Origin of the sequence: Tunturiibacter empetritectus (assembly GCF_013410875.1) — a bacterium.
GTDB classification, from domain to species: domain Bacteria; phylum Acidobacteriota; class Terriglobia; order Terriglobales; family Acidobacteriaceae; genus Edaphobacter; species Edaphobacter empetritectus.
Map to the genome: position 1 here is coordinate 2810784 of NZ_JACCCU010000001.1, position 24863 is coordinate 2835646.

Consider the following 24863-nt stretch of genomic DNA (forward strand, 5'->3'; position numbering starts at 1 on the left):
CGGACGATTATCTCCGGATTGCCCGTCAGATCGACCTATTATGCCGGTAGAAGCCCAGCCACGCGGTAGCTGTTTATCACCGCGTCATACAGCGAGATATCCGAGCGGCTCCTCGCCATCAGCTGAGCGCCGCCAACCGCGGCGAAGATAGCGCGAGCCCGCCCTTCGCTCTCCTCGGAGCTGACTACATTCGCAGCCGTGAGAACCTTGCTGAGCCACGCTACATTGACATCGGCAAAGGTCTGAACCTCTTTTTTTACAGGTTCCGGCAGATCGTCATACTCCGCAGCCATGAAGCCGCTCAGGCACATACGGTTCTCATTCTCAAGCGCCCCGCGAAACGTCTCAGGATAGCGGCGCAGGGCACTGACCCAATCGGCGGATTCGGCCAGCAGACTCTCAAGAGCAGCTGCGGCGTTCGCCCAATAGCGCTTCGCTACCGCGGCTGCAAGATCACCCTTGCTTGGAAAGTGGTAGTAGATGCTCGCGGCCCTGATGCCCACATCTTCCGCGAGATCACGAAAGTTGAGTCCGTTGTAGCCATGCGCCTGCGCAACCTTTGTGGCGGCGAACAGGATCTTCTCTCGAGAATCTGAGCTCACACTTCACTGCCTCACTGCCAACTTCCCTATAAGCGACCAAGGAGTCGACTAATAAAAGATTATGTCCGAATTAAGAATCTACCAAGTGGCAGGTAGTGTCTAACTACTATACCTACCAAGTGGCAGGTAGACGACCGGGAAGACAAGCAACATTAAGCGCAGCGCTCCCGCACGAACGCAGAGTTGCATCTTAACTAGAAAGTAACGTCAAGGAGACTAACATGGCCGTCGCTACCGCAAACCTGCAAGCCGAAATATCACCTGGTCCCAATCCCAATTCCAACTCTGAGCAACTTGAGGTCCACCCGGGCTGGGTGCGGAGTGGCGTCGATAACACTCCGGGGCACAAAGCGTACTACATCAATCTTGAAGCCAAGCCCGGAAAGGGCGACAAAGTGGAACAATTCCTCCGGGACATTCTAGCCGGAGTAGAAAAGGAACCAGGCACCGGTCCATGGTTTGGCTGCCGGTTCTCCGACACCACTTTTGGAATCTTTGAAGCTTTTCCGGACACTGCGGCACGAAACGCGCATGACATCGGTCCGGGCGGCAGTAACTTTCTTCGGTCCGCAGAACTGGATGAGATGCTGGCCTATCCAGCACATCTCTATCGGCTCGATGTGATGTTTGGAAAATTCAGCGTCATGTTTGGAAAGACAATTACCTCAAAGTAAAGCCTCCGAAATGGCATTAGAGAATGTCGGTCGTCTCATGATCTCGAGACGATCGACTGAACTCTCTGAGAACATCTTTATCAATGGAATCGAATACGCCCGCTCACAGTCCGCATAAGTCGACGAGGGTCTGCCACCTTCCAGAGCCTGAACCTGTTCACTGTTGCGAACAGGCAAATCACTCATAGAGCTGCCGAATGCGCCCTTTACCTCAAAATTCACCTGTCCATCCACACTATTTGCGCTATCCTCTTCGTCATCGGGAGGTTTGTCATGCGCTGCTTCCGTTCCTGCCACGCCGTCGTCAGTCTTCTTCTCGCGATTCCAGCCCACGCACAGAACCAGCAGCAGATGCCCCGCGACTATCGCGGAGTCGAGACCATCGTTCCCGGCATCTTCGTCACGCCCGTCCCCAACGCTCCCTTCACCGCCACCATCGAGATCCTCTCTCACGAGAACCTGCCCGACGGCACAGTAAACACCCGCACCACCACGGCGCACATCGCCCGCGCCTCTTCAGGGCGCATCTACAACGAGCGCCGGCAGCTTGTCCCCACTAGTTTCAAAGGCGAACCCCAGCTTCTCTCCGCTCATATCTACGACCCGTCGAGTCGCCTCAATATCTTTTACAACCCCTTCCAGCACATCGCCCGCGAGAGCATCTACACCGGTCCGCCTGCCCCGCCGCCAAACACCACTCCCGCGCGCACGCCTGTAAACAATCCCTACTTCAAACAAGAAGATATCGGCACCCAGCCGCTCGACGGCCTCACCCTCACCGGCATCCGCAAGACCCACATCATCCCCGCGGCCATGAGCACCACCGGTAAAGACGTCGCCATCGTCGATGAGTACTGGTACTCCCCCGAGCTCTCCATCTACATGATCATCAAGCACAACGACCCGCGCACCGGCGAGCAGCTCGTCGCCGTCGGCAACGTCGAACGCCACGAACCCGCCGCCTCCATCTTCGTAATCCCCGCCAACTACAAGATCGTCGATGAGAATCCTCCTGAAATAGATTCGTCACCCCAGCCGGCAGAACCAATGCCCGTGCAAAAGTGATGGACTGAGATCCGAATGCCAGCGACATCGATTCCCTCCTCTTCGACATGGAACGGAAGGTTTCCGAGGAGCACTCATGAATATCTCCGCTCGAATTACGAACCGTCTGGGGGAGCACACTGTCACTCTCAGTACCGATGGTCGTGAATCGGCTCTGACAGTCCCTTCCAAACTACAGGGCTACGGCTCCAGCGCGAACGGCGGCGAGTTGCTCTTTCTTGCACTCGCTACCTGTTACTGCAACGATATCTATCGCGAGGCAAAGAAACGCGGAATTAGCGTCACGTCGGTGAAGGCGCATGTGAGTGGGGAGTTCGGGGGCGAAGGAGAGCCCGCGCAGAACATCACCTATCGAGCATCCGTCGACGCGAAAGCACCTCGCGAAGAGATCCTCGACCTCATGCGTCATACCGACACAGTGGCCGAGATCCAGAACACGCTACGACACCCTCGATCGCTCGTTCTCACGGAGTGCGAAGCCAACGAAATTTGAGAGTTTCAAGCTTAGGCCGGCTGCAACCTCAACAGAATGATGATTTTGACGGCGAACTGACTACAGCGAACTGACTATAGAAATCACGCGCTCTGACGCCTGAACGCCTAAGGTTGATAGACTATAAGGCTGTGACTCCTACGGTAACAATCGAAACCGAAGCTCCGGTAGCTGCTCGCCCCAAGGTGGGCTTCGTCTCCCTCGGCTGCCCCAAAAACCTCGTCGACTCCGAGGTGATGATGGGCCTGCTCCACCACAATGGAGCTGAGCTCACGCCCCGCGCCGAAGACGCCGAGATCATCGTCATCAACACCTGCAGCTTCATCAACTCGGCCAAGCAGGAGTCGGTCAACACGATCCTCGAGATGGTTCAGCACAAACGTCAGTTCGGCGGCAAGGCCCAGCGCATCGTCGTCGCCGGCTGCCTCGTCGAACGCTACCGCGACGAGATACAGAAAAACATCCCCGAAGTGGATGCAGTCGTCGGCACCGGCGAACTCGAAGCCATCCTCGCCGCAGCAGGCCTCACGCCCAGCGGCCATGCGAACAATAACTCTCCCTTCAACATCCTCCCGCAGGGCACACCCGAGGCGACCATCCACACCCACGCCATCAGCATGTCCCAGACCGACGGCGAAGTCGCGCAACTGGAATCGAACAGCATGCAACAGGCTGGACAGAATCTGATCGATCGAGCCCCCAGCGCCGTCTCGCAACACTCGCGCCCCCTCGCCGACCCCGAACACGACCGCGAGATCGCGCCGCAGCTCCGCATCGTGCAGTCTCTCGCCGAGACCGGCACCACGCACGGCGACGAGCCGCTGAACCACGCCGGCGACCACATCGTCCACACAAATCCGGGCTCCAACACAAATCTGGGTGCCCCAGGCATCGATTCTGATGCCTGGGTTTCAACCGCGTCGCAACCCTCCCGTCCAGAGGGCGACGCCCGCGAGAGAACAGGCCGCTTCTCCCGCGAGTCGTGGGACGGAGCCACCGCCGCACTGCCCGAGTATCTCTACAACGACGCCACTCCGCGCATCCTCACCACGCCACGCGCGTCGGCCTACATCAAGATCGCCGAGGGCTGCGATCATCCCTGCAGCTTCTGCATCATCCCGCAACTTCGCGGTAAGTTCCGCTCACGCCGCATGTCGTCGATCATCGCCGAGGCAGAAAACCTCATTAAGCAGGGCGTCCGCGAGATCACCCTCATCGGCCAGGACACCACCTGCTATGGCGAAGACCTCGGCTTCACCGACGGCCTCGCAACACTGCTCGATGCACTCGCGGTGCTCCCCGGCCTGCGCTGGCTGCGCTTCCTCTACACCTACCCCAACAAAGTCACTACGCGCCTGCTCGAGACGATGGCGAAGCACGACACCATCTCCAAGTACCTCGACGTCCCTCTGCAGCACGCCAGCGCCAGCGTCCTCAAGACCATGAAGCGCGGCGGCAACGCGCAGATCTTCCTCGACCTCATCGCCAAGGCCCGCCGCATCGTCCCCGGCATTGTTATCCGCACCAGCTTCATCGTGGGCTTCCCCGGCGAAACCGAAGCCGACTACAAGGAGCTCGAAGCCTTCATCACCGCGGCGAAGATCGACTGGCTCGGCGTCTTCACCTACTCCGACGAAGAGGGCGCGAAGGCCTTTGACCTTCCCGACGAAACAAAGGTCCCCAACCGCACCATCCAGACCCGCCGTCGCAAGCTCATGAAGCTCCAGCAGAAGATCAGCACTAAATCCAAGGCAGAGTGGGTAGGCCGGGAGATCGACCTCCTCGTCGAAGGCGAGTCCGAAGAGACCGAGCTTCTCTGGGAGGGCCGCACCTCGCTCCACGCCCCCGAGATCGACGGCAAGGTCTTCATCAACGACTTCGGCCCGCACGAAACCCTCGTCCCCGGCACCTTCTACCGCGCCGAGATCACAGAGTCCCACGACTACGATGTCGTCGCCCGCATCCTCGAATAAGAGCGCGCAGAATAAGAGCGCGCAACTAGCGCGAAGATGCGACAACCTCCAGCAGCAGGTTGTCTCCATCCCGCATCCCAAGCCTCTTGCCGACTCTGCTCAAGGTGATCGTTCCTCCGGACGAGCTCAACGAAGCGCCGCTCTCAAAGCCGTAGAGCCCCGAAGCCGTCGTCGAAAAGACCCCCATCGCTCGCGGCGCAGAAGGACCCGCAGGCAGGCTGTAGACGCCGTAGTAATCTGCTCGTCCAACCGTGCGCAGTCCGCTGCCAACCACAGGACCAACCCAGCCCGACCGGACCACCTGATCGCCACCCACCTGCGCCGTCGTCCAACTCGCCTCGCTCGAGTTCCCACGGTCCGAGCCACCCTGCACCGGCAGGAACGTGTCGCCCACCTGCACGAAGTTTGCCATCGCGATCGCTCTGGTCATCACGGCGACGGTCTGCTTGTGATAACGCAAGCTGGTGAACTCAATCGACAGAACCGAGGGCGAGGCTGTCGTTCCATCTCCCGCCACCGATGCGACAACTTTACCCTCGAGCACCGCGCCGCGATCAAGATAGGTTCCCTCCGTCACCGGAACTCGCTGCGTGGTCTTCGCAACCACCGCCGATCCAACGCGTGTCTTCCCCGCACGCAGCGTCCGCCCCAGCCGCACCGGCAACGTCACCCCAACAGGCAAAGGCTCCAGATTCGTGACCGATACACTACGCTGCGTACTCCCTGAAGCTCTCGCATCGCTTGAAGCACTCGAAGACGCGCCGAAAAACAGCAGAGATGCCACGAGAAGGCCGCCAGGCCAGCCTGCAAATAGACGCATGCAGTAAGAGATCGCTCTCGGCATCTTCCGCCCTCCACCCTCTGAAACTTTAGATGCTCCCTTCGACACCGCTCAGAGGAGTTAAAATAGAGATGTCATGTCGAACAAATCTCCCGCTGCAAAGATCAAGACCCTCCGCTGCCCCACCTGCCGCAACATCGTCCTGGCCACCGGCGAAGACTTCCCCTTCTGCTCGGACCGCTGCCGCCGCATCGATCTGGGCAAATGGGCCAGCGGCGACTACAAGATCTCCACGCCCATCCAGGATCCCGATCTTCTCGAAGAGCTCGCTCGCTCCAACAAGCACAAGCGCCAGAACGACGACGACGTGAACTAGTGGCGAACTCCAACATCCAGACCCATCCGCCCTCCGAAAAGAAGACCCTCTGGGCATGGTCCATCGGCACGTTCTTCGGCGCAGGCCTGTTGAAGCCCGGCCCCGGCACCTACGGCAGCATCTCCGCCGTACTGCTCTGGTACGCCGCCGCCCACATCCTCCACCCAGCTCCAGTCGCCTTCGCGATCGGCACGACCATCGCCGCGATCCTCGCCACGCTCATCGGCATCCCCGCGGCCACCATCGTCGCCCATGAGTCCGGCCGCGAAGATCCCGGCCACGTCGTCATCGACGAGGTCGCCGGCCAGCTCATCGCCCTCATCGCCATCCCTGCTGACTGGCGACACGCCGCGCTCTCGCTCCTGCTCTTCCGATTCTTCGACATCCTCAAGCCCCCGCCGATCCGCCAGCTCGAGCGCCTCCCCGGCGGCACCGGCATCATGCTTGACGACGTAGGCGCCGGCCTCTTCGCTCTCGCCATCGCACAACTCATCCACCTTTACTTCTAGAAATCCTGTCCTGCCGGACGAGCGCCCTGCGCGGGCAGCGGTCACTTCGTGACGCGCGTGTACCGGTCCAGGCAGCGCCAGCGACATAGCTCCTCCCGCTGGTCGGAATCAGCCTATGCCCGACCAACGGGAGGACCAGCATCGTTCCCTACCCAAGACAAGGTATACAAGTCACGAAGTGACCGCCCCACGCGTAGTGGGCCCGTCCGGCAGGACATATCTTCCGTCGCATTTGCACTCCCATCCACGCCGGTCTACGCTAAAACAGCCATGAACACACTTCGATCGCTCCTGACCCCCGACAAGCCCGACGCACCCGCACCGCATCTGGACCGCGTCAAGCCCCTCGCGGCCATGCCCGGCGGAGAGATCGAGGTTCACGGCACCCACCTCGAACCTCGCGACACCCTCGTCGCCCGAGCAACCATCGGTGACATCTCCGCTCCACTCCTGCTAAGCCGGCCCACCCGCGCCACCATCCGCGTCCCCGAGGGAACCATCACCGGCGACCTGATCCTGCATCGCAGCGGCCAGTCCAGCAACCCGCTGCCAGTGCGCGTCGCCGTGCCCATGGCGGAAAATCTCCACCCCGTCGCCAACCCCGCGGTCGATGCCGACGGCAACGTCTACGCCACCGTCTCCGGCTCGCGCGGCCAGGCCGTCCCGGTGTCAATCTTCCAGATTCAGCGCGACTTCCAGATTCGCCCCTTCGTCCGCGACCTTATGAACGCCACCGGCCTCGCCTTCGGTCCCGACGGGTACCTCTACGCCAGCTCCCGCGCCGAAGGCACCGTCTATCGCATCTCCCCCGAAGGCGCCATGTCCACCTACGCCGAAGGCATGGGCATCGCCACCGGCATCGCCTTCGACCGCGACGGCAACCTCTTCGTCGGCGACCGCTCCGGCACCATCTTCAAGATCAGCCGCGCCAACCTCGACGGCACCAGCGGTGAGACCTTCGTCTACGCCACGCTCGAGCCCAGCATCGCCGCCTACCATCTCGCCTTCAACGACGCCGGAACCCTCTTCGTCACTGGACCCACCACCTCATCCAACCAGGTCATCCACGCCATCGACCGCGACGGCAACGCCACCATCTTCTACCAGGGCCTCGGACGCGCCCAGGGCATGGCGGTCGACGTCGACGACAACCTCTACGTCGCCGCCAGCCTCCACGGTCAGCGCGGCATCATCCGCATCGACCGCCATCACCAGGCCACCCTTGTCGTCTCCGGCAGCAATCTCGTAGGTCTTGCCTTCCTCGAGGACGGGAACGCCACCCTCGCCACTCGCGACGCTCTCTATCACGTAGCCATGGACGTCGAAGGTCGCAAGCTCATCTAGCCTGTCATGTGGCCGTTCCGCGCTGCAGGCATCTTCCCTTGGTAGTGTGGTGCGGCTGCCTCCTCAATCCTGTCGCCAGATCGACCCCGTACCGGTAGAATCGAAGAGTAACCAGGAGTCCTCTACTCTGGATCGCATCTGGATGTGCAGCGCACGCGTGAGGAAAATGCTTTGGAATCCCGGCTTTACAACAGGCTCCTGTTTAGGCTTCTCGCTCTACCCGTTGCAGCACTTGCCGTTCTCGCTCTAATCCTTGGGTACGGCCTGCAGCGTGTCGAAGAAAGCGCAAGCGCTATCGACCGCGCCGACGTGGTCATTCTCCACGGTAATCGGCTCACCAGGTTAATCCTCGACGAAGAGACTGGCCTGCGAGGATTTCTCCTCACCCGCAATCCCGTTTTCCTCGAACCGTTACACTCCGCTGACCTGCAGATCGAGCCCGAGTTCGACACGCTCTTCTCGCTGGTCAAGCGACCCGATCAAGTCGCCCGTCTGCAACGTCTTCAGGCCGAGCACAAGCAGTGGGAGCTCACCGCCTACCACGAGATTGACTCCTTCCCGAAAGATCCAGTCACCCTCGAGCAGGATCTCCTCCAGCGCAAGCAGGATATGGATCATCTACGCGCCCAGATGGATGAGTTCCTCAATATCGTCATCGAGCGACGCGCCGTCCGTTCCGCCGAAAATATCCTCGTCAATCGAAACGCCAGGATCATCCTTGTCCTCACTGCCGCACTCATCGCTGGCCTTCTCGCATGGGAGACGCGAAGAATCTTCCGGCTGCTCACAACCGCCTACACCCAGCAGATCAAAGAGATCAAACAACGCGGCGACGAATCCTACGCACGCGAGCAATGGCTGAACACCACCATCCGCAGCATTGGAGACGCCGTCATCGCCTGCGACACCGAGGGCAACATCGTCTTTATGAACCTCGTCGCGGAACGGCTCACCGGCTGGAAGGAAGAAGAATCCCACGGCATCTCGCTGCACACCGTCTTTCCCATCTTCAACGAAGACACCCGTGCCACGGTCGAAAATCCAGTCGATAAGGTGCGTCGCCTCGGCACTGTCGTCGGCCTGGCCAACCATACCTACCTGGTCTCCAAAGACGGCTCCGAGATCTGCATCGATGACAGTGGAGCGCCAATTCGCGACAGCTCCGGGGACATGATTGGGATCGTGCTCGTCTTCCGCGACATAACCGACCGGCGCATGTCCGAGGGCGCCCTCATGCGTGCCGAAAAGCTCGCCGCCGCCGGCCGTCTCGCTGCCTCGGTGGCACATGAGGTCAACAATCCGCTCGAGGGCCTCACCAACCTCGTCTACATTGCCCGCCGCTCCGATGAACTTGACGAGGTTCGCCACCTTCTCTCGCAGGCAGAGAGCGAACTCGCCCGCATCGCCCACATCACCCGCCAGTCTCTCGGCTTCTATCGCGAGACCACTCTCGCCGCGCACTTCAAGCCCGCCACCATCGTCCACGAGGTTTGTGACTTCTATCAAACCCGTGCGGCAACTCTTGGGGTAACTCTTCTTGTCAACACCACCACCGAGCGCGAGGTTCTTGGCACTGCCGGAGAGCTTCGCCAGATCCTCTCCAACCTCCTCGCCAACGGCCTCGATGCATGCTCCAAGGGAGACACCATTCGCCTGGAAGCCAACGCGGCCACCGATCCGCGGAACTCCACCCGCCCGGGCGTCCGCATCACCGTCGCCGACACGGGACAAGGCATCCTCCCCGAACATCTCAACAGCGTCTTCGAACCCTTCTTCACCACAAAAAAAGACACCGGTACCGGACTTGGCCTGTGGGTCTCGCGCGAACTCGTTGAAAAACACGGCGGCAGCCTGCGCGTCCGCTCGCGCACCGTCATCCCAGGTTGCGGCACAGTCTTTTCCATCTTCCTGCCCGTTCAGGGAGGGCGACACCCAGCCGCAGCAGAACTCAACGGACATCAGTCACAGAGCGATCTCTCCGTTAACTAAAGCTAAATTGACGATGCCGCAGGTCATCTTGTAGCCGATACAGGTGTCCCGTGTATCGACTCTACATAGAGAGTCTTCAGAAGGATCATCCACCCCAAACAGGAATCCACTCGTCCAACTCTGTAAATTGCACGCTGCGTCAGGCCCCTATGCGTCATCTAACGCATAGGGAGAGTCACCTCATGTCGACCAACACCAACCATGCCTCACCCGCCGACACCGCAGTCGCCGCCTCTGCAGTCTTTGACCTCCAGAAGATCGCCGCCAGCCTTCCAGACCACTCCGACACCATGCTAATCGACACCCGTCTCACCGACGAGCCTCACGCCAGCTCCCGCGTCTTTCGCGTCTACCGTCCAGTCGCGGCGCACTATCACGCCACCTGCGACGAATATCTCTCCGTACTCTCCGGCCGCGCAAAGTTCTTCCTCGGCGAAGCCCCACCCTTCGTAGCCGGTCCCGGCCAGCTCATCTTCTTCAAGCAGGGCACCATCCACGGCATCCCAAAGATCCTTGAAGAGCCCTTCGTCGTCCTCGCCGTCGACACCCCGCGCCGCGATCCCAGCGACGTTCACTTCGTAGACCCCGCCGACGGAACACCCGAAAGCTTCATCCAAAGCAAGCGCCTGTATTGAATCTCCACAAAACTCCCGTGCAAGCCATATCATCATTCACAGAGCCACACGCAAGGCATTGAAAGCCCATCACCCCACATGATCGCTGAAATCATCGCTGTCGGCTCCGAGATGCTCACGCCCCATCGGCAGGACACCAACTCCCTCTACCTTACCGACGGCCTCAACGATGTCGGCGTCCAGGTCGCATTCAAGACCATCGTCGGCGACAATCTCTCCCACCTCACCAGCGCCGCCTCCATCGCCATCGCGCGCGCCGACATCGTCCTCTTCTCCGGCGGCCTCGGCCCCACCGAAGATGACCTCACCCGCGAAGCCGTCGCCGCCGCGCTTAACCTCACGCTGCGCTCCGACCCCGCCATCCTCGTCCAGCTTCACAAGCGCTTCGCCGCGCGCCAGATGGTCATGCCGCCCAACAACGTCAAACAGGCCGACGTGCTCGACGGCGCCATCATTCTCGAAAACCCTACCGGCAGCGCCCCCGGCCAGTTCCTCGACATCGCCGTCCTCGATGCCAGCGGCCAGCCCATTCGCAAGATCGTTATCCTCCTCCCCGGCCCGCCCCGGGAGCTAAAGCCTCTCTTCGACACCGAGGTCAAACCCCGCCTCGCCGCCGATCTTCCCCCGCGCCACCTCGCCAAGCGTCTCCTTCGCATGGCCCTCATCCCCGAGTCGCACGTCGACGCAAGAACCGCCCCCATCTACCAGCAGTACTCCGACGTCGAGACCACCATCCTCGCCGGCTCCGCCGAGATCCAGCTCCACTTCCTCTGCGCCAAACCCACCCTCGCCGAAGCCCAGCGCCGCGTTGACGAGCTCGTCGAAAAGATCGAAGCCGAGATGGAAGACTCCATCTTCTCCTCCCACGGCGAATCCCTCGAAGAGGTCGTACTCCTCAACCTCGGCCTCCGTGACCTCACCCTCGCCACCGCCGAGAGCTGCACCGGCGGCCTCCTCGCGCAGCGTCTCACCGCCATCGCCGGCAGCTCGCGTTACTTCCTCGGCGGCGCAGTCGTCTACAGCGACGCCCTCAAAACCACCTTCGCCGGCGTTCCCTCCGAACTCGTCGCCACCAAGGGCCCAGTCTCCCCCGAAGTCGCACGCGCCCTCGCCGAAGGCATCCGCTCGCGCACGGGAGCCTCGCTCGGCGTCTCGATCACCTGCATCGCAGGCCCGGGCCCCGGAGCACCCGGCCCCGACGCCGACAAACCCATCGGCCTCGTCTACATCGCACTCGCCAGCGCCCAAACCACCCAGGTCAAAGAGCTCAACCTCCGCGGCGACCGCGAGATGATCCGCTGGTGGGCCAGCCAGCATGCCCTCGAACTGATCCGCCACCACATCCTCTAGCCGCACGCCGCAATCCGCCAGCGGCACTCACACGCCGACCGTAAGACCATCCTCATACGCACTTGCTAAACTCATTCGGACGACATGAACCCCTGGCTCCTCTCCATTCCGCTCGCCTACCTCCTTGGGTCCATCCCCTTCGGCTATCTGCTCGTAAAGATCTTTCGCCACGAAGACATCCGCGCCACCGGCAGCGGTAACATCGGGGCCACCAACGTAGCCCGCAGCGGAGCCAAAGGCCTCGGCATCGCCACGCTCCTGCTCGACGTCGGCAAATCCTTCCTCGCCGTAAAGATCGCCCTGCATCTCGCACCCGGAAACTACGACCTCGCCGTCATCACCGCCGTCGCCGCCATCGTGGGACACGTCTTCCCCATCTGGCTCGGCTTCCGCGGCGGCAAAGGCGTCGCCAGCGCGCTCGGCGTCATGCTCGCCCTTAGTCTGGCCGCAGCCGCATGCACCTTCGGCATCTTTCTCGTCATCTTTCTCCTCACCCGCTACGTCTCCCTCGCTTCCATGATCGGCTCCGCCACCTTCCCGCTCTTCGGCCTCTACTTCCTGCCGCAACGAACTCCCCTGGTCATCGCCGGCCTCATCTTCATTCCGCTTCTGGTCATCGTCAAACACCACGAAAACATCCGCCGCCTCCTGGCAGGCACCGAGAGCCGCTTCGGCAAAAAAAAGGCGGTTGCATGAGCCGAATCGCCGTCCTGGGTGCTGGTGCCTGGGGCACCGCCCTCGCTCTCTCCCTCGCCCGTCGCGGAGGACACCAGATCCTCCTTTGGTCTCACTCCCCCGCCCTCGCCGACCAGCTCAGCGAAGCCGGCGAAAATCTCCCGTACCTCCCCGGCTTCACCCTGCCCGTCGACATTCACGTCACCTCCGACCTCCCACGCGCTATCTTCGAGGCCGACATTCTCCTCTGTGTCACCCCCTCGCAACATCTGCGCGGAGTCCTCACCCACATCGCCCCCCTGCTCACCCGCGGCCAGATCATCCTCAGCGCCAGCAAAGGCATCGAGGAGACCAGCTTCCTCCGCATGTCGCAGGTCGTCGCCTCGGTCACCTCCGCCACGCGCAATCCCTTCGCCGTTCTCAGCGGCCCCTCCTTCGCGCAGGAGGTCGCAGCCGGCATGCCCACCGCAGTCGTCGTCGCCTCCGAAGTCCCGCAGGTCGCCCAGACCATCCAGCGCGACTTCACCTCGCCCAGCCTGCGCGTCTACACCAACGAGGACGTCCCCGGCGTCGAACTCGGCGGCTCGCTCAAAAACGTCATCGCCCTCGCCGCCGGCGTCGCCATCGGCCTCAACCTCGGCCACAACTCCTCCGCCGCCCTCATCACCCGCGGCATCGCCGAGATGACCCGACTCGCCGTAGCCTGCGGTGGCCGCCGTCAAACCCTCGCAGGCCTCTCCGGCGCAGGCGACCTCATCCTTACCTGCACCGGCTCTCTCTCGCGCAACCGCGCCGTCGGCATCGAACTTGGCCGTGGCCGCCAGCTTCCGGACATCATCGCCGGCCTCAACGGCAAGGTAGCCGAAGGCGTTCGCAGCACCGCCGCCGCCCTCGGCCTGGCCGCACGCTACGCCGTCGAGATGCCCATCACCGAGCAGGTCGACGCCATCCTCCACCACAACAAGAGTCCCAAAGAGGCCATCCGCGAACTCATGGCCCGCCCAGGCCGCGACGAATAGCCTTATTCCCTTCCGACTAAGGGAGGACCGAAGAGACCAACTCACCGAGAAAAGATATACAAGTCACGAAGTGACCGCGCGCCGCGCAGGCGGCCCGTCCGGCAGGACGCCCCCCGCAGTTGGCACACAGGCTGTTTTACGCCTAAGCTGGTACGCATGCACGATCACGAGCACGAACACGAACACGGTCACATCCCTCCCCCCGACCTTCCCCGGCACAAGACCTACATGGGATTCCGTCCGCACATCTTCATCGGCGGCCTCGTCCTCATTGCAATCCTCTTCCTCTATCTCCTCCTGCTCGTGCGCCCGTCGGTCTGGCCGTCTCACGCCGCTCCGGCATCTACCTCCGCACCGAACTAAACCTCTGCCCGGCCAAATCGAATCGCCTCCCAGCGTGCAAATCCAGCGGCTGACTCAAGCATCCAATGGCTCATGAGCAAGCCAACCCCATCCAACAGCGATCCCACTCCAGAGAAGCGCGAGAGCGACTCCTCATTCCTTCCAGTCGTCGTAGCCTTCGCAGTTGCGATCCTGGTCATCATGGTCGCCGCCATCATCTTCATCAAGACACGGCAGACCAAAGCGATTCCTAACCCCAAAGAACCTCACCCTACTTCACAGATCATGCCGGCCAGTCCATCTTTCAGCCCGGCTGACAAGATCCAACTAAGCTAAGCTCGATTGATCCTTAGTCTTAATGCTTAACCTCTTGGAGAAGCAAGATGAAGATTCTCGTTGTCGGCGCTGGTGCAGTTGGCGGTTACTTCGGAGCGCGTCTCGCGCAGGCAGGCCGCGACGTCACCTTTCTTGTCAGACCCGCTAGAGCAGAGCAACTTCAAAAAGACGGTCTTCGCATCCTAAGCCCGCACGGCGACGCCACCCTTAAGCCGAAGACCATCACCACCAGCGAGATCACCACTCCCTACGACCTCATCTTTCTCAGCGTAAAAGCCCAGGCACTCGATCAGGCGATCAAAGACTTGACACCCGCCGTCGGGCCGGACACGATGATCTATCCCGTGCTCAACGGCATGCGCCACATGGAGACGCTAAGCCAAGTCTTCGGCGAGCAAAAAGTTTTAGGCGGTGTCTGCATGGTCTCGACCGAACTCGACGATCAAAACCGCATCGTCCAGATGACGCCCATGCAAAAGCTCATCTATGGCGAACGCAACGGCGAAGGCGAGCGCAGCGGCGAAATCACCCCGCGCATTCGCGCACTCGACGAAGCACTCCGCGACGCGAGCTTCGACACCGAACTCTCCACCACCATCACCCAGGCCATGTGGCATAAGTGGGTCATGATCGCCTCCCTCGGCCTCGTAACTTGCCTCCTCGGCGGCCCCATCGGGGAGGTAAACTCCGTGCCCGATGGCGAACAGACTGCGCTCCAGGCCGTCGACGAGTGCACCGCCATCGGCAAAGCCTGTGGCTTCCCCTACCCGCCGCCCCTGCACGAATGGCTTCGCAAACAAGCCACCACCAAAGACTCGAAGCTCACCTCATCCCTGTATCGCGATCTGCAAAAAGGCGCTCCCATCGAGGTTGACACCATCCTCGGCGACCTGCTCGACCAGGGCCACGCCCACCACCTCGAAACGCCTCTGCTCCAGGCCTGCTGCGTTCGCCTCCGCGTCTACCAGAACAACCTCAAGTTAAGTTGAAGGCTCCCACAACTCAGCCAACCCAGCAAATCGAACTAGACCCCAGCCTTGCCCTCAAGCTCATCCAGTTCAGCAAAGACCTCGGTCACCGCAACCCGGATCGCAGTACCCGGCACCGTAAGCTCCTCCACCGCCTCGCGCAAGCCCAGCGCATCGTTCACAAAGGCCTTCCTTCTCCTCGGATCCACTAGCCAGACGATCTCAACCCCCATGCCGAGGTAGTCCTCCACCCGCTCCTGCATCTCGCTCATCCGGTCCTCCCGCGAAAGAATCTCAATGCATAACAAAGGAGCCGTATGCACGATCGCCTCAAACGGTGCGCTCCTCCGCGTCACGCAGATATCGGGAATCCGATAATGTTCGGTCGAGGTCTGCACCCTTTGCTCCGGCAAAACTCGAACACTCCACTGCTGCTCTCGCGTTCCAAATAATAAAGTAAAAAACTTCTGCAAAACCGCGTGCTGTCCCTCACCCATATTCCGTTCCTTCACCTCACCATCGATCCAGTCACGGTCGGGCCGATAGCTCGTCTCCAGATACTCCTGCAACGGAACCAGCGTCGAAGCTGCCATGGTCGATCACCTCACTGCCTCTCATCATAATCCACAGCGTCCGCTAGACGCGGCATCAGCCAGCGCCCCGCCTACCTGCTGCACCGGCCAAACTCGCATCCTACGTGACATGACACAGCCAACCTCCACCGCCAACTACCGCAAATACCCAAAGGGACCAAACTTCACCCTCGTTGTCTTCCTCAGCGGCGTCGTGATGATCCTCGTCTTCATCGCTGCCTATCTTCTGCTGAGCGACAAGGGCAGACAGCTCCTTCCCAAGTGGCACAAACCTCACCAGACCTCATACCTCGTCTCACAACCCACATCTGAAGCCGCTGCCTAACGCTAAGGGCGCTGTCGAGCAGCTTCCTATCAAGCACCAAATACCATCTCCTCAATCAACGGAGGCCGCTGATCAAAGTCGCTATATCGAATCCATCGCGGACGAACGACAAAGTAAACCAACCCCGGCCAGCCCTGACGACTCACCCCATCCGGCCAAGCGGAGAAGTAGACACTCTTATACCGCGTCAATTCCTCGCCCACCGGCAAAGACGCCTCGCCTTCCAACTGAATAGTCCTCTCTCCCTCCCATCCCACCACCACACTGGCCTTCGGATTGGAAGTAAGGTTCCGGTATTTGCGAGTGGTGTTGAGAGTATCGAAGACAATCTCAAGATCTTCCGTCACCGCAATCCCCACAAGCGCAGACTGCGGCACACCGTCGCCCGAGATGCTTGCGACCACAGCAAGTTTATGACCCGCAAGGAACTCGTAAAGCTCCGCCTTCGTCATATTCGTCCATAACCAACAACGATTCCCGTCATCAACGATAAGCCCGTCACCACGAAAGTCAACGATCGAAAGCCCCGTTCAGCTTAACCGCCCCATCCCACTCGCTATTCCGTCCCCTCTGAAGTCGTCATCCTGAACGTAGTGAGGGATCCTCGTATTTCAAATTTTCATATGGCCGGCTGCAAGGTTGGCCTGCTTTGGTCTTGCGCTAACGAGCGTTGAACACTGGCGAGTCGAGCCTCTCCCTCAACATTGCTAAACTAGCAGTAGCATGGCTTTTTCCATCTTCGGCAAACGCGACAAATCCGACCAGCAACCCGACCAGCCCACCGCAGTAGCTCCAGAGCCGCAGGAGCCGAAGCGCGGACTCTTCGACCGGATGAAGCAGGCGGTCACCCGCACCCGCGAGTCCTTCTCAGAGTCCATAAGCTCCGTCATCGCCCTCGCCCGTGAGGTCGACGAGACCACCCTGGTCAACCTCGAGCCTCTCCTGCTCGCCGCCGACCTCGGCGCCCCCACCACCGCCCTCGTCATGGAGAACCTCCGGCAGCGCGCCCTCCGCGTCGGCATCCAGGGCGGCGACGACCTCAAGCGTCTCCTCAAAGCCGAGCTCAAGCAGATCCTCGACAACGTAGCCCGCCCCATCACCCACCCCCCCACGCCGCCCGAGGTCATCATGATGGTCGGGGTCAACGGCACCGGCAAGACCACCACCACCGGCAAGCTTGCCGCACACTTCACTGCGCAGGGCCGCACCGTCCTGCTCTGCGCCGCCGACACCTTCCGTGCCGCCGCGATTGAACAATTAGAGGTCTGGGCCCAGCGCTCCGACGTTCAGATCATTAAGACCAAGCAGGGCGGCGACCCCTCAGCCGCCCTCTACGACGCCTGCACCGCCGCCAAAGCCCGCAATACGCAGATCCTCATCGTCGACACCGCCGGCCGCCTCCACACCAAGACCGACCTGATGAAAGAGCTCGACAAGATGCGTCGGACAGCAGAGAAGTTGATCCCCGGCGCCCCACACCAGACCCTCCTCGTCATGGACGCGACGACAGGTCAAAATGGGTTGACGCAAGCCCGCCTTTTCACCGAAGCCGCCCACGTTACCGGCATCGTCCTCACCAAGCTCGACGGCACAGCCAAAGGTGGCATCGTCCTGGCTATCGCAACAGAGCTGAAACTCCCAGTCATCTACGCGGGCATCGGCGAAAAGCTCGAAGACATCATCCCCTTCGACAGCGCCAGCTTCATCGACTCCCTACTCGACTGAAGCAGTCCCTCCGAGCATCGCGAGGACCGAAACCATTCCCGAGTCAAGACAAGGTACACAAGTCACGAAGTGACCGCCCCACGCGCAGTGGGCCCGTCCGGCAGGACAGGCCCCTCGCATCTTTCTACTTCTCCGCAGTCAGCTTCAAATCACGCGACGACGAGCCAACCCGCACCCGCCGCGCATCCGACCGCACCCACTTCTTCTCCGCCACCGACCAGTACTCGAGCGCACGCGGCGACACATGCATCGTCACATCCTTGCTCTCACCCGACGCCAGCGTCACGCGATCAAACGCCGCCAGCGTCTTAGGCGCAAACTGAACACCATCAGGCTGCTGCTCCGGAGCATCCAGATACACCTGCGGCACCTCATCTCCCGCCACGCTACCCGTATTCTTCACCCGAACCGAAACATCCAGCCCATTATCCGAAGCCTTCGCGACCTTCAAATCCGAGTACGCAAAGCTCGTATACGAGAGCCCGAACCCAAACGGAAACAGCGGCTCAATCTTCTCCTTATCGAACCACCGATACCCAACATCCACGCCCTCCGAGTAAGTCGTCTTCCCATCGACACCCTTAGCCGACCGCTCCGGATGCGCCGGGGCATTCGCCGCATAGTCGGTCAACTGCTTCGCCCAGGTAAACGGCAGCCGCCCAGCCGGACTCACCTTCCCCAGCAGAACATCCGCCGTAGCCCATCCGCCTTCATCACCCGGCCACCACATCTGCAGCACGCCCTTCACCTTGCCGATCCACGGCATCGCCACCGGCTGGCTCACATTCATCACCACAATCGTGTTCGGATTCACCGCAGCAATCTCATCCACGAGCTTGTCCTGCTCCCCTGGCAGAGCGAAGTCCGGCTTCCCTCGCGTCCACACAAACACCACAGCCGTATGCGCCTTCTTCGCCGTTTCGATGGCCGCCTTGTGGTTGCTCTCCCGCAGCTCCGGCGTCGTCCAGTTCAACCGAATCTGCTCCGGCGCATTCGAAGTATCGCCGCTCGCTATCACCGTAATCGAGTGCGGCCCAGCAGTCAGCTGCACCGCCCGCCGAACGTTATCCAGCCCATCGGTCGTCGGGAACCCGTTGTCCTGGGTCGCGTACTGCACATCGCCGTGCACCGTTCCCTTGGCAGCGCCCGTCTGTCCCACACGCTTGCCGTCGATCATCAGCTTTCCGCGCGCACCCAGCACCTGCAGGTACATCCAGTACTCACCCGTTGCGGGCACCGTCAGCGTTCCCTTCCAGCTCACCGTCTCATTCGCAGGCAGCGTCCTGCCGTTGCTATGTGTAAAGTCCAACTGCGCGTCTACTACGGTGCTTCCTCTGGCCTCCGTACGCAGCAGTCCCGGCTTGCCATCATGCGACAGCATCGACGCAGGCACCGTAACCCCAGTCATATCGTCGTCCACCGCATACGTAATGTTGGCCTCCGGAAAGCCCTTCTTCAGAGCTACCATCGGGCTAATCTGCCGCTCCGTCAACCCGGGGCTTCGCTCGCCGAACGTACCAATCGCCGCAACCTGCCCGGCACCCGGCCCAATCAACGCCAGCGACTGCAAATCATCGGAGCCCAACGGCAGCGCATGCTCATTCTTCAACAGCACCGCAGCATCTTCCGCCGTCTTGCGAATCACCGCAGCATTCTCTTCAACAGCCTGCGTCGTCACCGTATGCTTTTGCTTGCCATCCAGATAGCCGAACCGATCGATCTCATACAACACACGCCGCGCAGCCGCCGTAATCGTGGCCTCGGTCACCGTGCCATTCTTCAGCGCCTCCCGCATCGTCGTCTTGTCGTTATCGCGCGGGAAACCACCCAGGTCCAGCCCATTCGCCTTTGGCTCCTCAGGAATAGGACCGCCAAGAATCCCAGCCAGCGCATCCGGGTCGAGAGGCTTCACCGGCGTATTATCAGGCGGAGCCGTCACAAAATAGTTATTGATGAACGCCTTGAACGGACTGTCGTCCGCCGCCGCGCCGGGCATCTCCATATCCAGCCCCTCGTTCAGAAACAGAACGCTATGCACGCCGCCCCAGTCCGAGGTCACAAACCCCTTGAAGCCCATCTCATCCTTCAGGATCGTCTTCAACGTATCGCTGTTCCCGCACGCAAACGGCCCATTGATGCGGTTGTACGAGCACATCACCGACGACACCCCAGCCCCGATCGCATCCACGAACGGTGCCGCATACACCTCATGCAGCGTCTGTTGGTCGATAAAGATGTTGTACCCATTCGAGTCGTACCCCACATAGTGCTTCGCCATCGCCATCACACCCTGCGCCTGCGCCCCGCGAACCTCCGCCGCGCCCATCGCGCCACTTAGCATCGGATCTTCGCCAAACGTGTTGTACGCGCGCGCAAACGTAATGTCGCGATCGATATTGATAAACGGCTGCAGCACCACATCGATGCCCAGCGACCGCGCCTCGCGCCCAATCACCGCGCCATTGGCCTCCGCATCCTTCGCACTAAAGGTCGCAGCAACGCCCATCGTCGCCGTCTCGGCCTGCCCCGCCACCCGCGACAACACGCCCGGCGGCCCATCGGCCATCCGCAGCGAAGGAACATGCAGCCGCGGAACTCCCGGCAGATACCCCGCCTGCCCCTGATAAACAGTGGGGTCCTCGAGCCCACCGCGAATCAGGTTCATCTTCTCTTCCAGCGTCATCTGCTTCAGCAGCCGGTCCACCCTGGCCTCATCCGCCTTCTCCGCCGGAACCGCCTGCGCCCACGAGGCAACAGACACAACGCTCAATGCACCCAGACAAAAAGCGACTGCAAGATACTTGCTCTTCTTCAAAGCCATAGCCCGATATTCCTTCTCTCTCTGACTGAAACGTGTTCCATTGCCGCTAACAAGAGAGCAAGAAGAAGCTCCCCGCATGCCTGTCTACAATTCAGTTGCTTCATGCCGACCGAACGCCATTCGCGACTCCTCCCGCATACAGCCGAGCTTTCAGCAACAAAGCAAACTGCTTTTTTCAAGTTCGAGGATTGTAGCCGAAACGCCTCCGCAATGGTCTACTTCCAACAAAGCTGGAGGGCTTCTTCTGTTCAAAAAAGATCGAGGTCTACCGTACAGGCAGCTTTTCAAACTGTTGCGTGCCTCCGTACTTGCGAACACCAATATCAACAGAAGGGTCTCTGACGGCTATTGGAACTCCAACAGTCGTCAATGAGTGATTTGACCTGTTAGCACCAACTCGCCTTGCTGGTCCCGTGCCTACGGCGAACGGCCTCAGAAATCACATTCCGCAACCAGTTTCAAGAGCCGAAGAAGCGTCTTGCGCTCCTCTGAGGTCATCTGCCGCCGGACACTCTCTTCTGCGATCTCCCGAGCTTCGATCAGCCGTTCTCGATACTTCCTTCCTTTGGCCGTCAGCTGGACTCGAATTGCTCTGCCCGTTTTTGCCCGGTGCTCCAACACGAGCCCTTCCTGGGCCAGTGACTTGACAGCCCGGTGCACGACGGTGCGGTCGAAGCCCAAAAGCGTGGCGATCTGATTCTGATTCAACGTCGTTCCGCCACGCAATGCTGACAGGATAAAACCGCGTGTCGCCGAGCACTGGGTTTTTCGCTCCAGTCTCTTCCCCACCGAGAAATACGCCGCTGCGAGATGGGCGAGAACCGAGTCTTTCAAAATGTCATCGGGAATCTCTTTCCTCGGGAGGATGCTCATAGGACGGACACCGTTGCATCGAGAGGTCTTCGCCACTGCGGTGGCTCGTTGTGGGCAAGCGATTTCTTCCCGATCGCAATCACCATCACGATCTCATGGTGCCGGCCGGACAAACTCAGATATTGAGAGAGCCTGCGGGTATCAAAGCCCTCCATCGGACAAGTGTTCATTCCCAGCGCTTCGGCAGCGATCATCAGATTCTGGCAAGCCAACGAGGTACTCTTCGTCGCCCATTTGAACAAGTCCTGTCGGGACAGCGGCGGCATCCCGATCACCATCCGCAGATTTAGCAGTCGGAAGAAGGCCCGTTTGATCGCAGCAAACACTCCGAATGGTCCAGGCATGAACAGTATCCGGCCGACTTTTGCTCTGCGCTCATAGGCGTGAATTTTTTCTTCGCTGAAGTTGTTTTTGCGCATCCACTCTAGCTGGCCTTGCGATGTGGCTGACAGCGAGCCGAGGTCTGTAACCGCCACGACCAGGGCGGAGGCGGTTTCCGCGGGTTTCTGTCCAAGGCAAAGTTTCGCCACCAGGGCCTTCTTTGCCGCGGACTGCACCCAATAAAACTTGTAAGGCTGGCTATTGAAGCTTGAGGGAGCATGGCAGGCTGCATTGATAATTTGTTCGCGTAGCTCTTCGGAGATCTCTACGGGTTCAAAGATCCTAACCGCTCGCCTTTGGAAGATCGCGTCCAGGGTCTCGTTCATGGCTCGCTACCTCTTATGTTGCTATAACAACATATCAATGTTGTTATTGCAACATGACCCGTCCGAAGCTGGTTGGAAGCGAGCTGTCAGGTGGCCCCAATCGCCAAATCACTCATCAAGGCAAGATCAGTAACGACAAGTCGGCTTGTCAGAATGGATGATTCTGCGGCAGATCGAATCAGAGTCAGGGGCTTGAGGGACTTCGAATCTGCTGTCGCACCTTGCCGCTCCCTTCCATAAAAATCCACCCAGAATCAATTCGTCCTCAGCATTTGCAAAGACTCGAAGAAAGCCCTCAGCCGTTGACGATTAAAATCCTGTCAAGCCCCCAAACCGCGAAAACCCGCGCCAGTCCCGCACATTCGCGTGGCGTATGAGTTATGCCCAATCCGTTATACTTACTATAAGAACAAAAAAAGGGTTCCGAAGTGCGGAGCCCTTTCGTCATTAAGCCGCTAACCCTTTCGATGCCACCTATTTAGCCGTAAGTTCTTTATTTGCCCGTATTTACAGGTGCAAGTCTCTCGTAAGCAACTCAAACAAAGCATCTTACACGCGGGTAATATGGGGGGTACCCCCGGCCGCAGGCTGACTTCGGAGACAGGGCAAACATCCAAGCCGAATGGAACTATCACCACCAACCCGTGCCACCCAAGATTCTCAGGACTCTCAGGATCAGGCCTTCATGCAGCGAGCCCTCAAGCTCGCCGCGGAGACCATCGGGCTGGCCTCGCCCAACCCGCAGGTAGGCTGCATCCTCACCCAGACGCCACCCAGCGGAGGCGCTCCGAAGGTCATCGGCGAAGGCGCGCACCTCTACACTGACCGTGACCACGCCGAGATCGTAGCCCTCAAGAAAGCCGCGCAACGTGGCCTCTCCACTAGCGGAGCCACCGCCTACGTCACCCTCGAACCCTGCAGCCACCACGGCCGCACCGGCCCCTGCGCCGACGCCCTCATCGCCGCCGGCGTCCGTCGCTGCGTCGTCGCCACCCAGGACCCCAACCCCCGCGTCAGCGGTCAGGGACTGGCCAAACTCCGCGCCGCAGGCATCGAGGTCACACTCGGAGTCCTGCAGGATCGAGCCCGCGACCTGAACGACGCCTTCGCCCACTTCATCCAGCACCACACCCCCTTCGTCACCCTCAAGGCCGCGCTCTCGGTCGACGGCAAACTCGCACCGCCGCCGGCCTCCCGCTTCCCCAACCGGCCCCACTGGCTCACCGGCCCCGCCGCCCGCTACGAGGTCCAACTCCTCCGCCACGCCTCCGACGCAGTCCTCACCGGCATCGGCACCGTCCTCGCCGACAACCCGCAACTAACCGACCGCAGCGGAGTGCAGAATCCAACGCGCAGCGAAGTGCCCGATCCAGCGCAAAGCGGCCACGCAGCAGCACCCGGCAGTCTGCCTCGCCTCCGTCCTCTGCTCCGCGTCGTCCTCGACACCCAGCTCCGAATACCCCTCACCTCGCAGCTCATCCGCTCCGCCAAGAACGATCTCCTCATCCTCTGTGGCGAACTCGCTCCAACTGCAAAAGCAGTCGCCCTCGGCTCACTCGGCATCGAGGTCGAACACATCCCCAGCCACACCGGACGCCTCAGCCTCCCCGCCGTCCTCACCACCCTCGCCGAACGCGACATCCTCAGCCTCCTGCTCGAGTGCGGCTCTCATCTCAACGGAGCCTTCCTCCAGCAAAACCTCGTCGACAAAGCCGTGCTCTTCTACGCCGAGGCCGAACTCGGCGACCAGGCCATCCCCTTCGCCCAGGGCATCGGCTCTCCTTACCTCTTTGAAGAGTCCCTGCATCGCGTCACCCGCACTGCCTACGGCCAAGACGCCTGCGTGACCGGCTACCTCCACGATCCCTGGCCTCTGCTCCCGCCCAACCCCGGCCCCCCGCCGTCGAAAGCGATAAGCTAACACCATGTTCACTGGCCTGATCGAAACCACCGGCAAGCTTCTAGCCATCACCCCAACCGCAGGCGCGACCCGCATCACCATCGCCTCGCCCACGCTAACCGCGCGCCTCAACACCGGCGACAGCATCGCAGTCAACGGAGTCTGTCTCACCGCACTCAGCATCGAACCAAACGCCTTTCCCCCACGCTTCTCCGCCGACCTCGCCGCCGAGACCATCGCCCGCACCACCCTCACCCACCTGCGCCCCGACGCCATCGTCAACCTCGAGCTCCCCACACCCGCAGGCTCGCCACTCGGCGGCCACGTCGTCCAGGGCCACGTAGACGGCACCGCCGTCCTTCAATCCCTCTCCCCCATCACACCCAACCAACCCGACACCGACTGGCGTCTACGCCTCCAGCTCCCCGACGCACTAACCCGCTACGTCGTCCCCCAGGGCTCCATCACCATCGAAGGCATCAGCCTCACAGTGGCCTCCATCGTCGGCAACGAGGTAGAGGTAGCCATCATCCCCCACACCTACGCCGCCACCAGCCTCCACACCCTCACCCCCGGCACCCTCCTCAACATCGAGGTCGATGTCCTCAGCAAATACGCCGAACGCCAGCACTCCTCAGAAAAATTCGCCCTGACCGAGCAGTACCTCATCGCCAACGGCTACTAACTGTGGATTCCCCATTGCTGTAAAGCTGTTGCATCTCACGCGAAGCGTCCAATACTCCACGAAGGTCCTGCCGAAGGCCCCGTGGTGGCCGCCCGGCGTTAGG

The 24863-nt window shown here is 60.8% G+C and carries 26 protein-coding genes; 19 read left to right on the forward strand and 7 right to left on the reverse strand.

What is annotated here, in order from left to right; all coding sequences use genetic code 11:
• Positions 1-38: 38 nt before the first annotated feature.
• A complete protein-coding gene (locus HDF08_RS11665) occupies positions 39-602 on the reverse strand; it encodes a TetR/AcrR family transcriptional regulator (RefSeq protein WP_179638620.1) in 564 nt (187 codons plus the stop codon).
• A gap of 221 nt (positions 603-823) precedes the next feature.
• Here HDF08_RS11665 and HDF08_RS11670 point away from each other — a divergent pair, with 221 nt between their 5' ends.
• The 4 genes from HDF08_RS11670 (at position 824) to rimO (ending at position 4807) form a co-directional block, all read left to right on the forward strand.
• Entirely contained in the window at positions 824-1276 is a 453-nt protein-coding gene (locus tag HDF08_RS11670; protein WP_218884553.1) for a putative quinol monooxygenase, read from the forward strand.
• A gap of 273 nt (positions 1277-1549) precedes the next feature.
• Positions 1550-2341 carry a hypothetical protein gene (locus tag HDF08_RS11675; RefSeq protein WP_179638621.1) on the forward strand — a complete coding sequence of 264 codons (792 nt, stop codon included), beginning with the start codon at positions 1550-1552 and terminating at the stop codon, positions 2339-2341.
• Between the two features lie 76 nt (positions 2342-2417).
• Entirely contained in the window at positions 2418-2834 is a 417-nt protein-coding gene (locus tag HDF08_RS11680; protein WP_179638622.1) for an OsmC family protein, read from the forward strand.
• Between the two features lie 116 nt (positions 2835-2950).
• A complete protein-coding gene (rimO, locus tag HDF08_RS11685; protein ID WP_373563178.1) occupies positions 2951-4807 on the forward strand; it encodes a 30S ribosomal protein S12 methylthiotransferase RimO in 1857 nt (618 codons plus the stop codon).
• Positions 4808-4832: 25 nt separating this feature from the next.
• Here rimO and HDF08_RS11690 read toward each other — a convergent pair whose 3' ends face one another.
• Complete coding sequence (locus HDF08_RS11690) at positions 4833-5651, reverse strand: hypothetical protein (protein WP_179638623.1); 819 nt, start codon at positions 5649-5651, stop codon at positions 4833-4835.
• Positions 5652-5724: 73 nt separating this feature from the next.
• On the opposite strand from HDF08_RS11690, the gene HDF08_RS11695 reads away from it, so the two are divergent.
• The 11 genes from HDF08_RS11695 to HDF08_RS11745 all read left to right on the forward strand — a co-directional run bounded on the left by HDF08_RS11695 (position 5725) and on the right by HDF08_RS11745 (position 15152).
• Entirely contained in the window at positions 5725-5964 is a 240-nt protein-coding gene (locus tag HDF08_RS11695) for a DNA gyrase inhibitor YacG (RefSeq protein WP_179638624.1), read from the forward strand.
• Entirely contained in the window at positions 5964-6473 is a 510-nt protein-coding gene (locus HDF08_RS11700) for a phosphatidylglycerophosphatase A family protein (RefSeq protein WP_373563156.1), read from the forward strand. Before HDF08_RS11695 ends, HDF08_RS11700 begins: the two co-directional genes overlap by 1 nt.
• Before the next feature lie 270 nt (positions 6474-6743).
• Positions 6744-7817, forward strand: a complete 1074-nt coding sequence (locus tag HDF08_RS11705; protein ID WP_179638626.1) for a Vgb family protein — start codon at positions 6744-6746, stop codon at positions 7815-7817.
• A gap of 171 nt (positions 7818-7988) precedes the next feature.
• A complete protein-coding gene (locus HDF08_RS11710; protein ID WP_179638627.1) occupies positions 7989-9806 on the forward strand; it encodes an ATP-binding protein in 1818 nt (605 codons plus the stop codon).
• 182 nt (positions 9807-9988) lie between these two features.
• Positions 9989-10441: a cupin domain-containing protein gene (locus HDF08_RS11715; protein WP_179638628.1), complete on the forward strand. Its 453-nt coding sequence runs from the start codon at positions 9989-9991 to the stop codon at positions 10439-10441.
• Between the two features lie 78 nt (positions 10442-10519).
• Positions 10520-11791, forward strand: coding sequence for a competence/damage-inducible protein A (locus HDF08_RS11720; protein ID WP_179638629.1), 1272 nt, complete (start codon positions 10520-10522; stop codon positions 11789-11791).
• Positions 11792-11875: 84 nt separating this feature from the next.
• On the forward strand, positions 11876-12487 hold the full coding sequence (gene plsY, locus HDF08_RS11725; RefSeq protein WP_179638630.1) for a glycerol-3-phosphate 1-O-acyltransferase PlsY: 612 nt from the start codon (positions 11876-11878) through the stop codon (positions 12485-12487).
• Positions 12484-13485, forward strand: a complete 1002-nt coding sequence (locus HDF08_RS11730) for an NAD(P)H-dependent glycerol-3-phosphate dehydrogenase (protein ID WP_179638631.1) — start codon at positions 12484-12486, stop codon at positions 13483-13485. Before plsY ends, HDF08_RS11730 begins: the two co-directional genes overlap by 4 nt.
• Before the next feature lie 156 nt (positions 13486-13641).
• Positions 13642-13848 (forward strand): hypothetical protein, encoded by a 207-nt coding sequence (locus tag HDF08_RS11735; RefSeq protein ID WP_179638632.1) that lies wholly within the window; start codon positions 13642-13644, stop codon positions 13846-13848.
• A gap of 72 nt (positions 13849-13920) precedes the next feature.
• Entirely contained in the window at positions 13921-14163 is a 243-nt protein-coding gene (locus HDF08_RS11740) for a hypothetical protein (protein ID WP_179638633.1), read from the forward strand.
• Positions 14164-14210: 47 nt separating this feature from the next.
• Complete coding sequence (locus HDF08_RS11745) at positions 14211-15152, forward strand: ketopantoate reductase family protein (protein WP_179638634.1); 942 nt, start codon at positions 14211-14213, stop codon at positions 15150-15152.
• 35 nt (positions 15153-15187) lie between these two features.
• Here the strand turns inward: HDF08_RS11745 and HDF08_RS11750 are convergent, their stop codons facing one another.
• Complete coding sequence (locus HDF08_RS11750; protein WP_179638635.1) at positions 15188-15724, reverse strand: Uma2 family endonuclease; 537 nt, start codon at positions 15722-15724, stop codon at positions 15188-15190.
• 109 nt (positions 15725-15833) lie between these two features.
• Between HDF08_RS11750 and HDF08_RS11755 the strand changes: the two genes are divergently transcribed.
• Positions 15834-16049 (forward strand): hypothetical protein, encoded by a 216-nt coding sequence (locus tag HDF08_RS11755; RefSeq protein ID WP_179638636.1) that lies wholly within the window; start codon positions 15834-15836, stop codon positions 16047-16049.
• Positions 16050-16078: 29 nt separating this feature from the next.
• Here the strand turns inward: HDF08_RS11755 and HDF08_RS11760 are convergent, their stop codons facing one another.
• Positions 16079-16501 (reverse strand): pyridoxamine 5'-phosphate oxidase family protein, encoded by a 423-nt coding sequence (locus tag HDF08_RS11760; protein ID WP_179638637.1) that lies wholly within the window; start codon positions 16499-16501, stop codon positions 16079-16081.
• Positions 16502-16772: 271 nt separating this feature from the next.
• On the opposite strand from HDF08_RS11760, the gene ftsY reads away from it, so the two are divergent.
• Positions 16773-17774, forward strand: coding sequence for a signal recognition particle-docking protein FtsY (ftsY, locus tag HDF08_RS11765; RefSeq protein ID WP_179638638.1), 1002 nt, complete (start codon positions 16773-16775; stop codon positions 17772-17774).
• 124 nt (positions 17775-17898) lie between these two features.
• Here ftsY and HDF08_RS11770 read toward each other — a convergent pair whose 3' ends face one another.
• The 3 genes from HDF08_RS11770 to HDF08_RS11780 form a co-directional block, all read right to left on the reverse strand.
• Positions 17899-20595 carry a beta-glucosidase gene (locus HDF08_RS11770; RefSeq protein ID WP_179638639.1) on the reverse strand — a complete coding sequence of 899 codons (2697 nt, stop codon included), beginning with the start codon at positions 20593-20595 and terminating at the stop codon, positions 17899-17901.
• A 432-nt stretch (positions 20596-21027) separates the two neighbouring features.
• Positions 21028-21468: a MarR family winged helix-turn-helix transcriptional regulator gene (locus tag HDF08_RS11775; RefSeq protein ID WP_179638640.1), complete on the reverse strand. Its 441-nt coding sequence runs from the start codon at positions 21466-21468 to the stop codon at positions 21028-21030.
• Positions 21465-22175: a nitroreductase family protein gene (locus HDF08_RS11780; RefSeq protein ID WP_179638641.1), complete on the reverse strand. Its 711-nt coding sequence runs from the start codon at positions 22173-22175 to the stop codon at positions 21465-21467. Before HDF08_RS11780 ends, HDF08_RS11775 begins: the two co-directional genes overlap by 4 nt.
• A gap of 622 nt (positions 22176-22797) precedes the next feature.
• Between HDF08_RS11780 and ribD the strand changes: the two genes are divergently transcribed.
• Both ribD and HDF08_RS11790 read left to right on the forward strand, forming a co-directional pair.
• Positions 22798-24096 (forward strand): bifunctional diaminohydroxyphosphoribosylaminopyrimidine deaminase/5-amino-6-(5-phosphoribosylamino)uracil reductase RibD, encoded by a 1299-nt coding sequence (gene ribD, locus HDF08_RS11785; protein WP_179638642.1) that lies wholly within the window; start codon positions 22798-22800, stop codon positions 24094-24096.
• A gap of 4 nt (positions 24097-24100) precedes the next feature.
• Positions 24101-24760 carry a riboflavin synthase gene (locus HDF08_RS11790; RefSeq protein ID WP_179638643.1) on the forward strand — a complete coding sequence of 220 codons (660 nt, stop codon included), beginning with the start codon at positions 24101-24103 and terminating at the stop codon, positions 24758-24760.
• Positions 24761-24863 lie beyond the last annotated feature (103 nt).

What these genes read in the sequence shown, in the direction of transcription:
- HDF08_RS11670 (WP_218884553.1), top strand. Translation starts at nt 824, where the DNA reads ATGGCCGTCGCTACCGCAAACCTGCAAGCCGAAATATCACCTGGTCCC.
- HDF08_RS11675 (WP_179638621.1), top strand. Translation starts at nt 1,550, where the DNA reads ATGCGCTGCTTCCGTTCCTGCCACGCCGTCGTCAGTCTTCTTCTCGCG.
- HDF08_RS11680 (WP_179638622.1), top strand. Translation starts at nt 2,418, where the DNA reads ATGAATATCTCCGCTCGAATTACGAACCGTCTGGGGGAGCACACTGTC.
- HDF08_RS11690 (WP_179638623.1), bottom strand. Translation starts at nt 5,651, where the DNA reads ATGCCGAGAGCGATCTCTTACTGCATGCGTCTATTTGCAGGCTGGCCT.
- HDF08_RS11695 (WP_179638624.1), top strand. Translation starts at nt 5,725, where the DNA reads ATGTCGAACAAATCTCCCGCTGCAAAGATCAAGACCCTCCGCTGCCCC.
- HDF08_RS11705 (WP_179638626.1), top strand. Translation starts at nt 6,744, where the DNA reads ATGAACACACTTCGATCGCTCCTGACCCCCGACAAGCCCGACGCACCC.
- HDF08_RS11715 (WP_179638628.1), top strand. Translation starts at nt 9,989, where the DNA reads ATGTCGACCAACACCAACCATGCCTCACCCGCCGACACCGCAGTCGCC.
- HDF08_RS11720 (WP_179638629.1), top strand. Translation starts at nt 10,520, where the DNA reads ATGATCGCTGAAATCATCGCTGTCGGCTCCGAGATGCTCACGCCCCAT.
- plsY (WP_179638630.1), top strand. Translation starts at nt 11,876, where the DNA reads ATGAACCCCTGGCTCCTCTCCATTCCGCTCGCCTACCTCCTTGGGTCC.
- HDF08_RS11730 (WP_179638631.1), top strand. Translation starts at nt 12,484, where the DNA reads ATGAGCCGAATCGCCGTCCTGGGTGCTGGTGCCTGGGGCACCGCCCTC.
- HDF08_RS11735 (WP_179638632.1), top strand. Translation starts at nt 13,642, where the DNA reads ATGCACGATCACGAGCACGAACACGAACACGGTCACATCCCTCCCCCC.
- HDF08_RS11740 (WP_179638633.1), top strand. Translation starts at nt 13,921, where the DNA reads ATGAGCAAGCCAACCCCATCCAACAGCGATCCCACTCCAGAGAAGCGC.
- HDF08_RS11745 (WP_179638634.1), top strand. Translation starts at nt 14,211, where the DNA reads ATGAAGATTCTCGTTGTCGGCGCTGGTGCAGTTGGCGGTTACTTCGGA.
- HDF08_RS11750 (WP_179638635.1), bottom strand. Translation starts at nt 15,724, where the DNA reads ATGGCAGCTTCGACGCTGGTTCCGTTGCAGGAGTATCTGGAGACGAGC.
- HDF08_RS11755 (WP_179638636.1), top strand. Translation starts at nt 15,834, where the DNA reads ATGACACAGCCAACCTCCACCGCCAACTACCGCAAATACCCAAAGGGA.
- HDF08_RS11760 (WP_179638637.1), bottom strand. Translation starts at nt 16,501, where the DNA reads ATGACGAAGGCGGAGCTTTACGAGTTCCTTGCGGGTCATAAACTTGCT.
- ftsY (WP_179638638.1), top strand. Translation starts at nt 16,773, where the DNA reads ATGGCTTTTTCCATCTTCGGCAAACGCGACAAATCCGACCAGCAACCC.
- HDF08_RS11770 (WP_179638639.1), bottom strand. Translation starts at nt 20,595, where the DNA reads ATGGCTTTGAAGAAGAGCAAGTATCTTGCAGTCGCTTTTTGTCTGGGT.
- HDF08_RS11775 (WP_179638640.1), bottom strand. Translation starts at nt 21,468, where the DNA reads ATGAGCATCCTCCCGAGGAAAGAGATTCCCGATGACATTTTGAAAGAC.
- HDF08_RS11780 (WP_179638641.1), bottom strand. Translation starts at nt 22,175, where the DNA reads ATGAACGAGACCCTGGACGCGATCTTCCAAAGGCGAGCGGTTAGGATC.
- ribD (WP_179638642.1), top strand. Translation starts at nt 22,798, where the DNA reads ATGGAACTATCACCACCAACCCGTGCCACCCAAGATTCTCAGGACTCT.
- HDF08_RS11790 (WP_179638643.1), top strand. Translation starts at nt 24,101, where the DNA reads ATGTTCACTGGCCTGATCGAAACCACCGGCAAGCTTCTAGCCATCACC.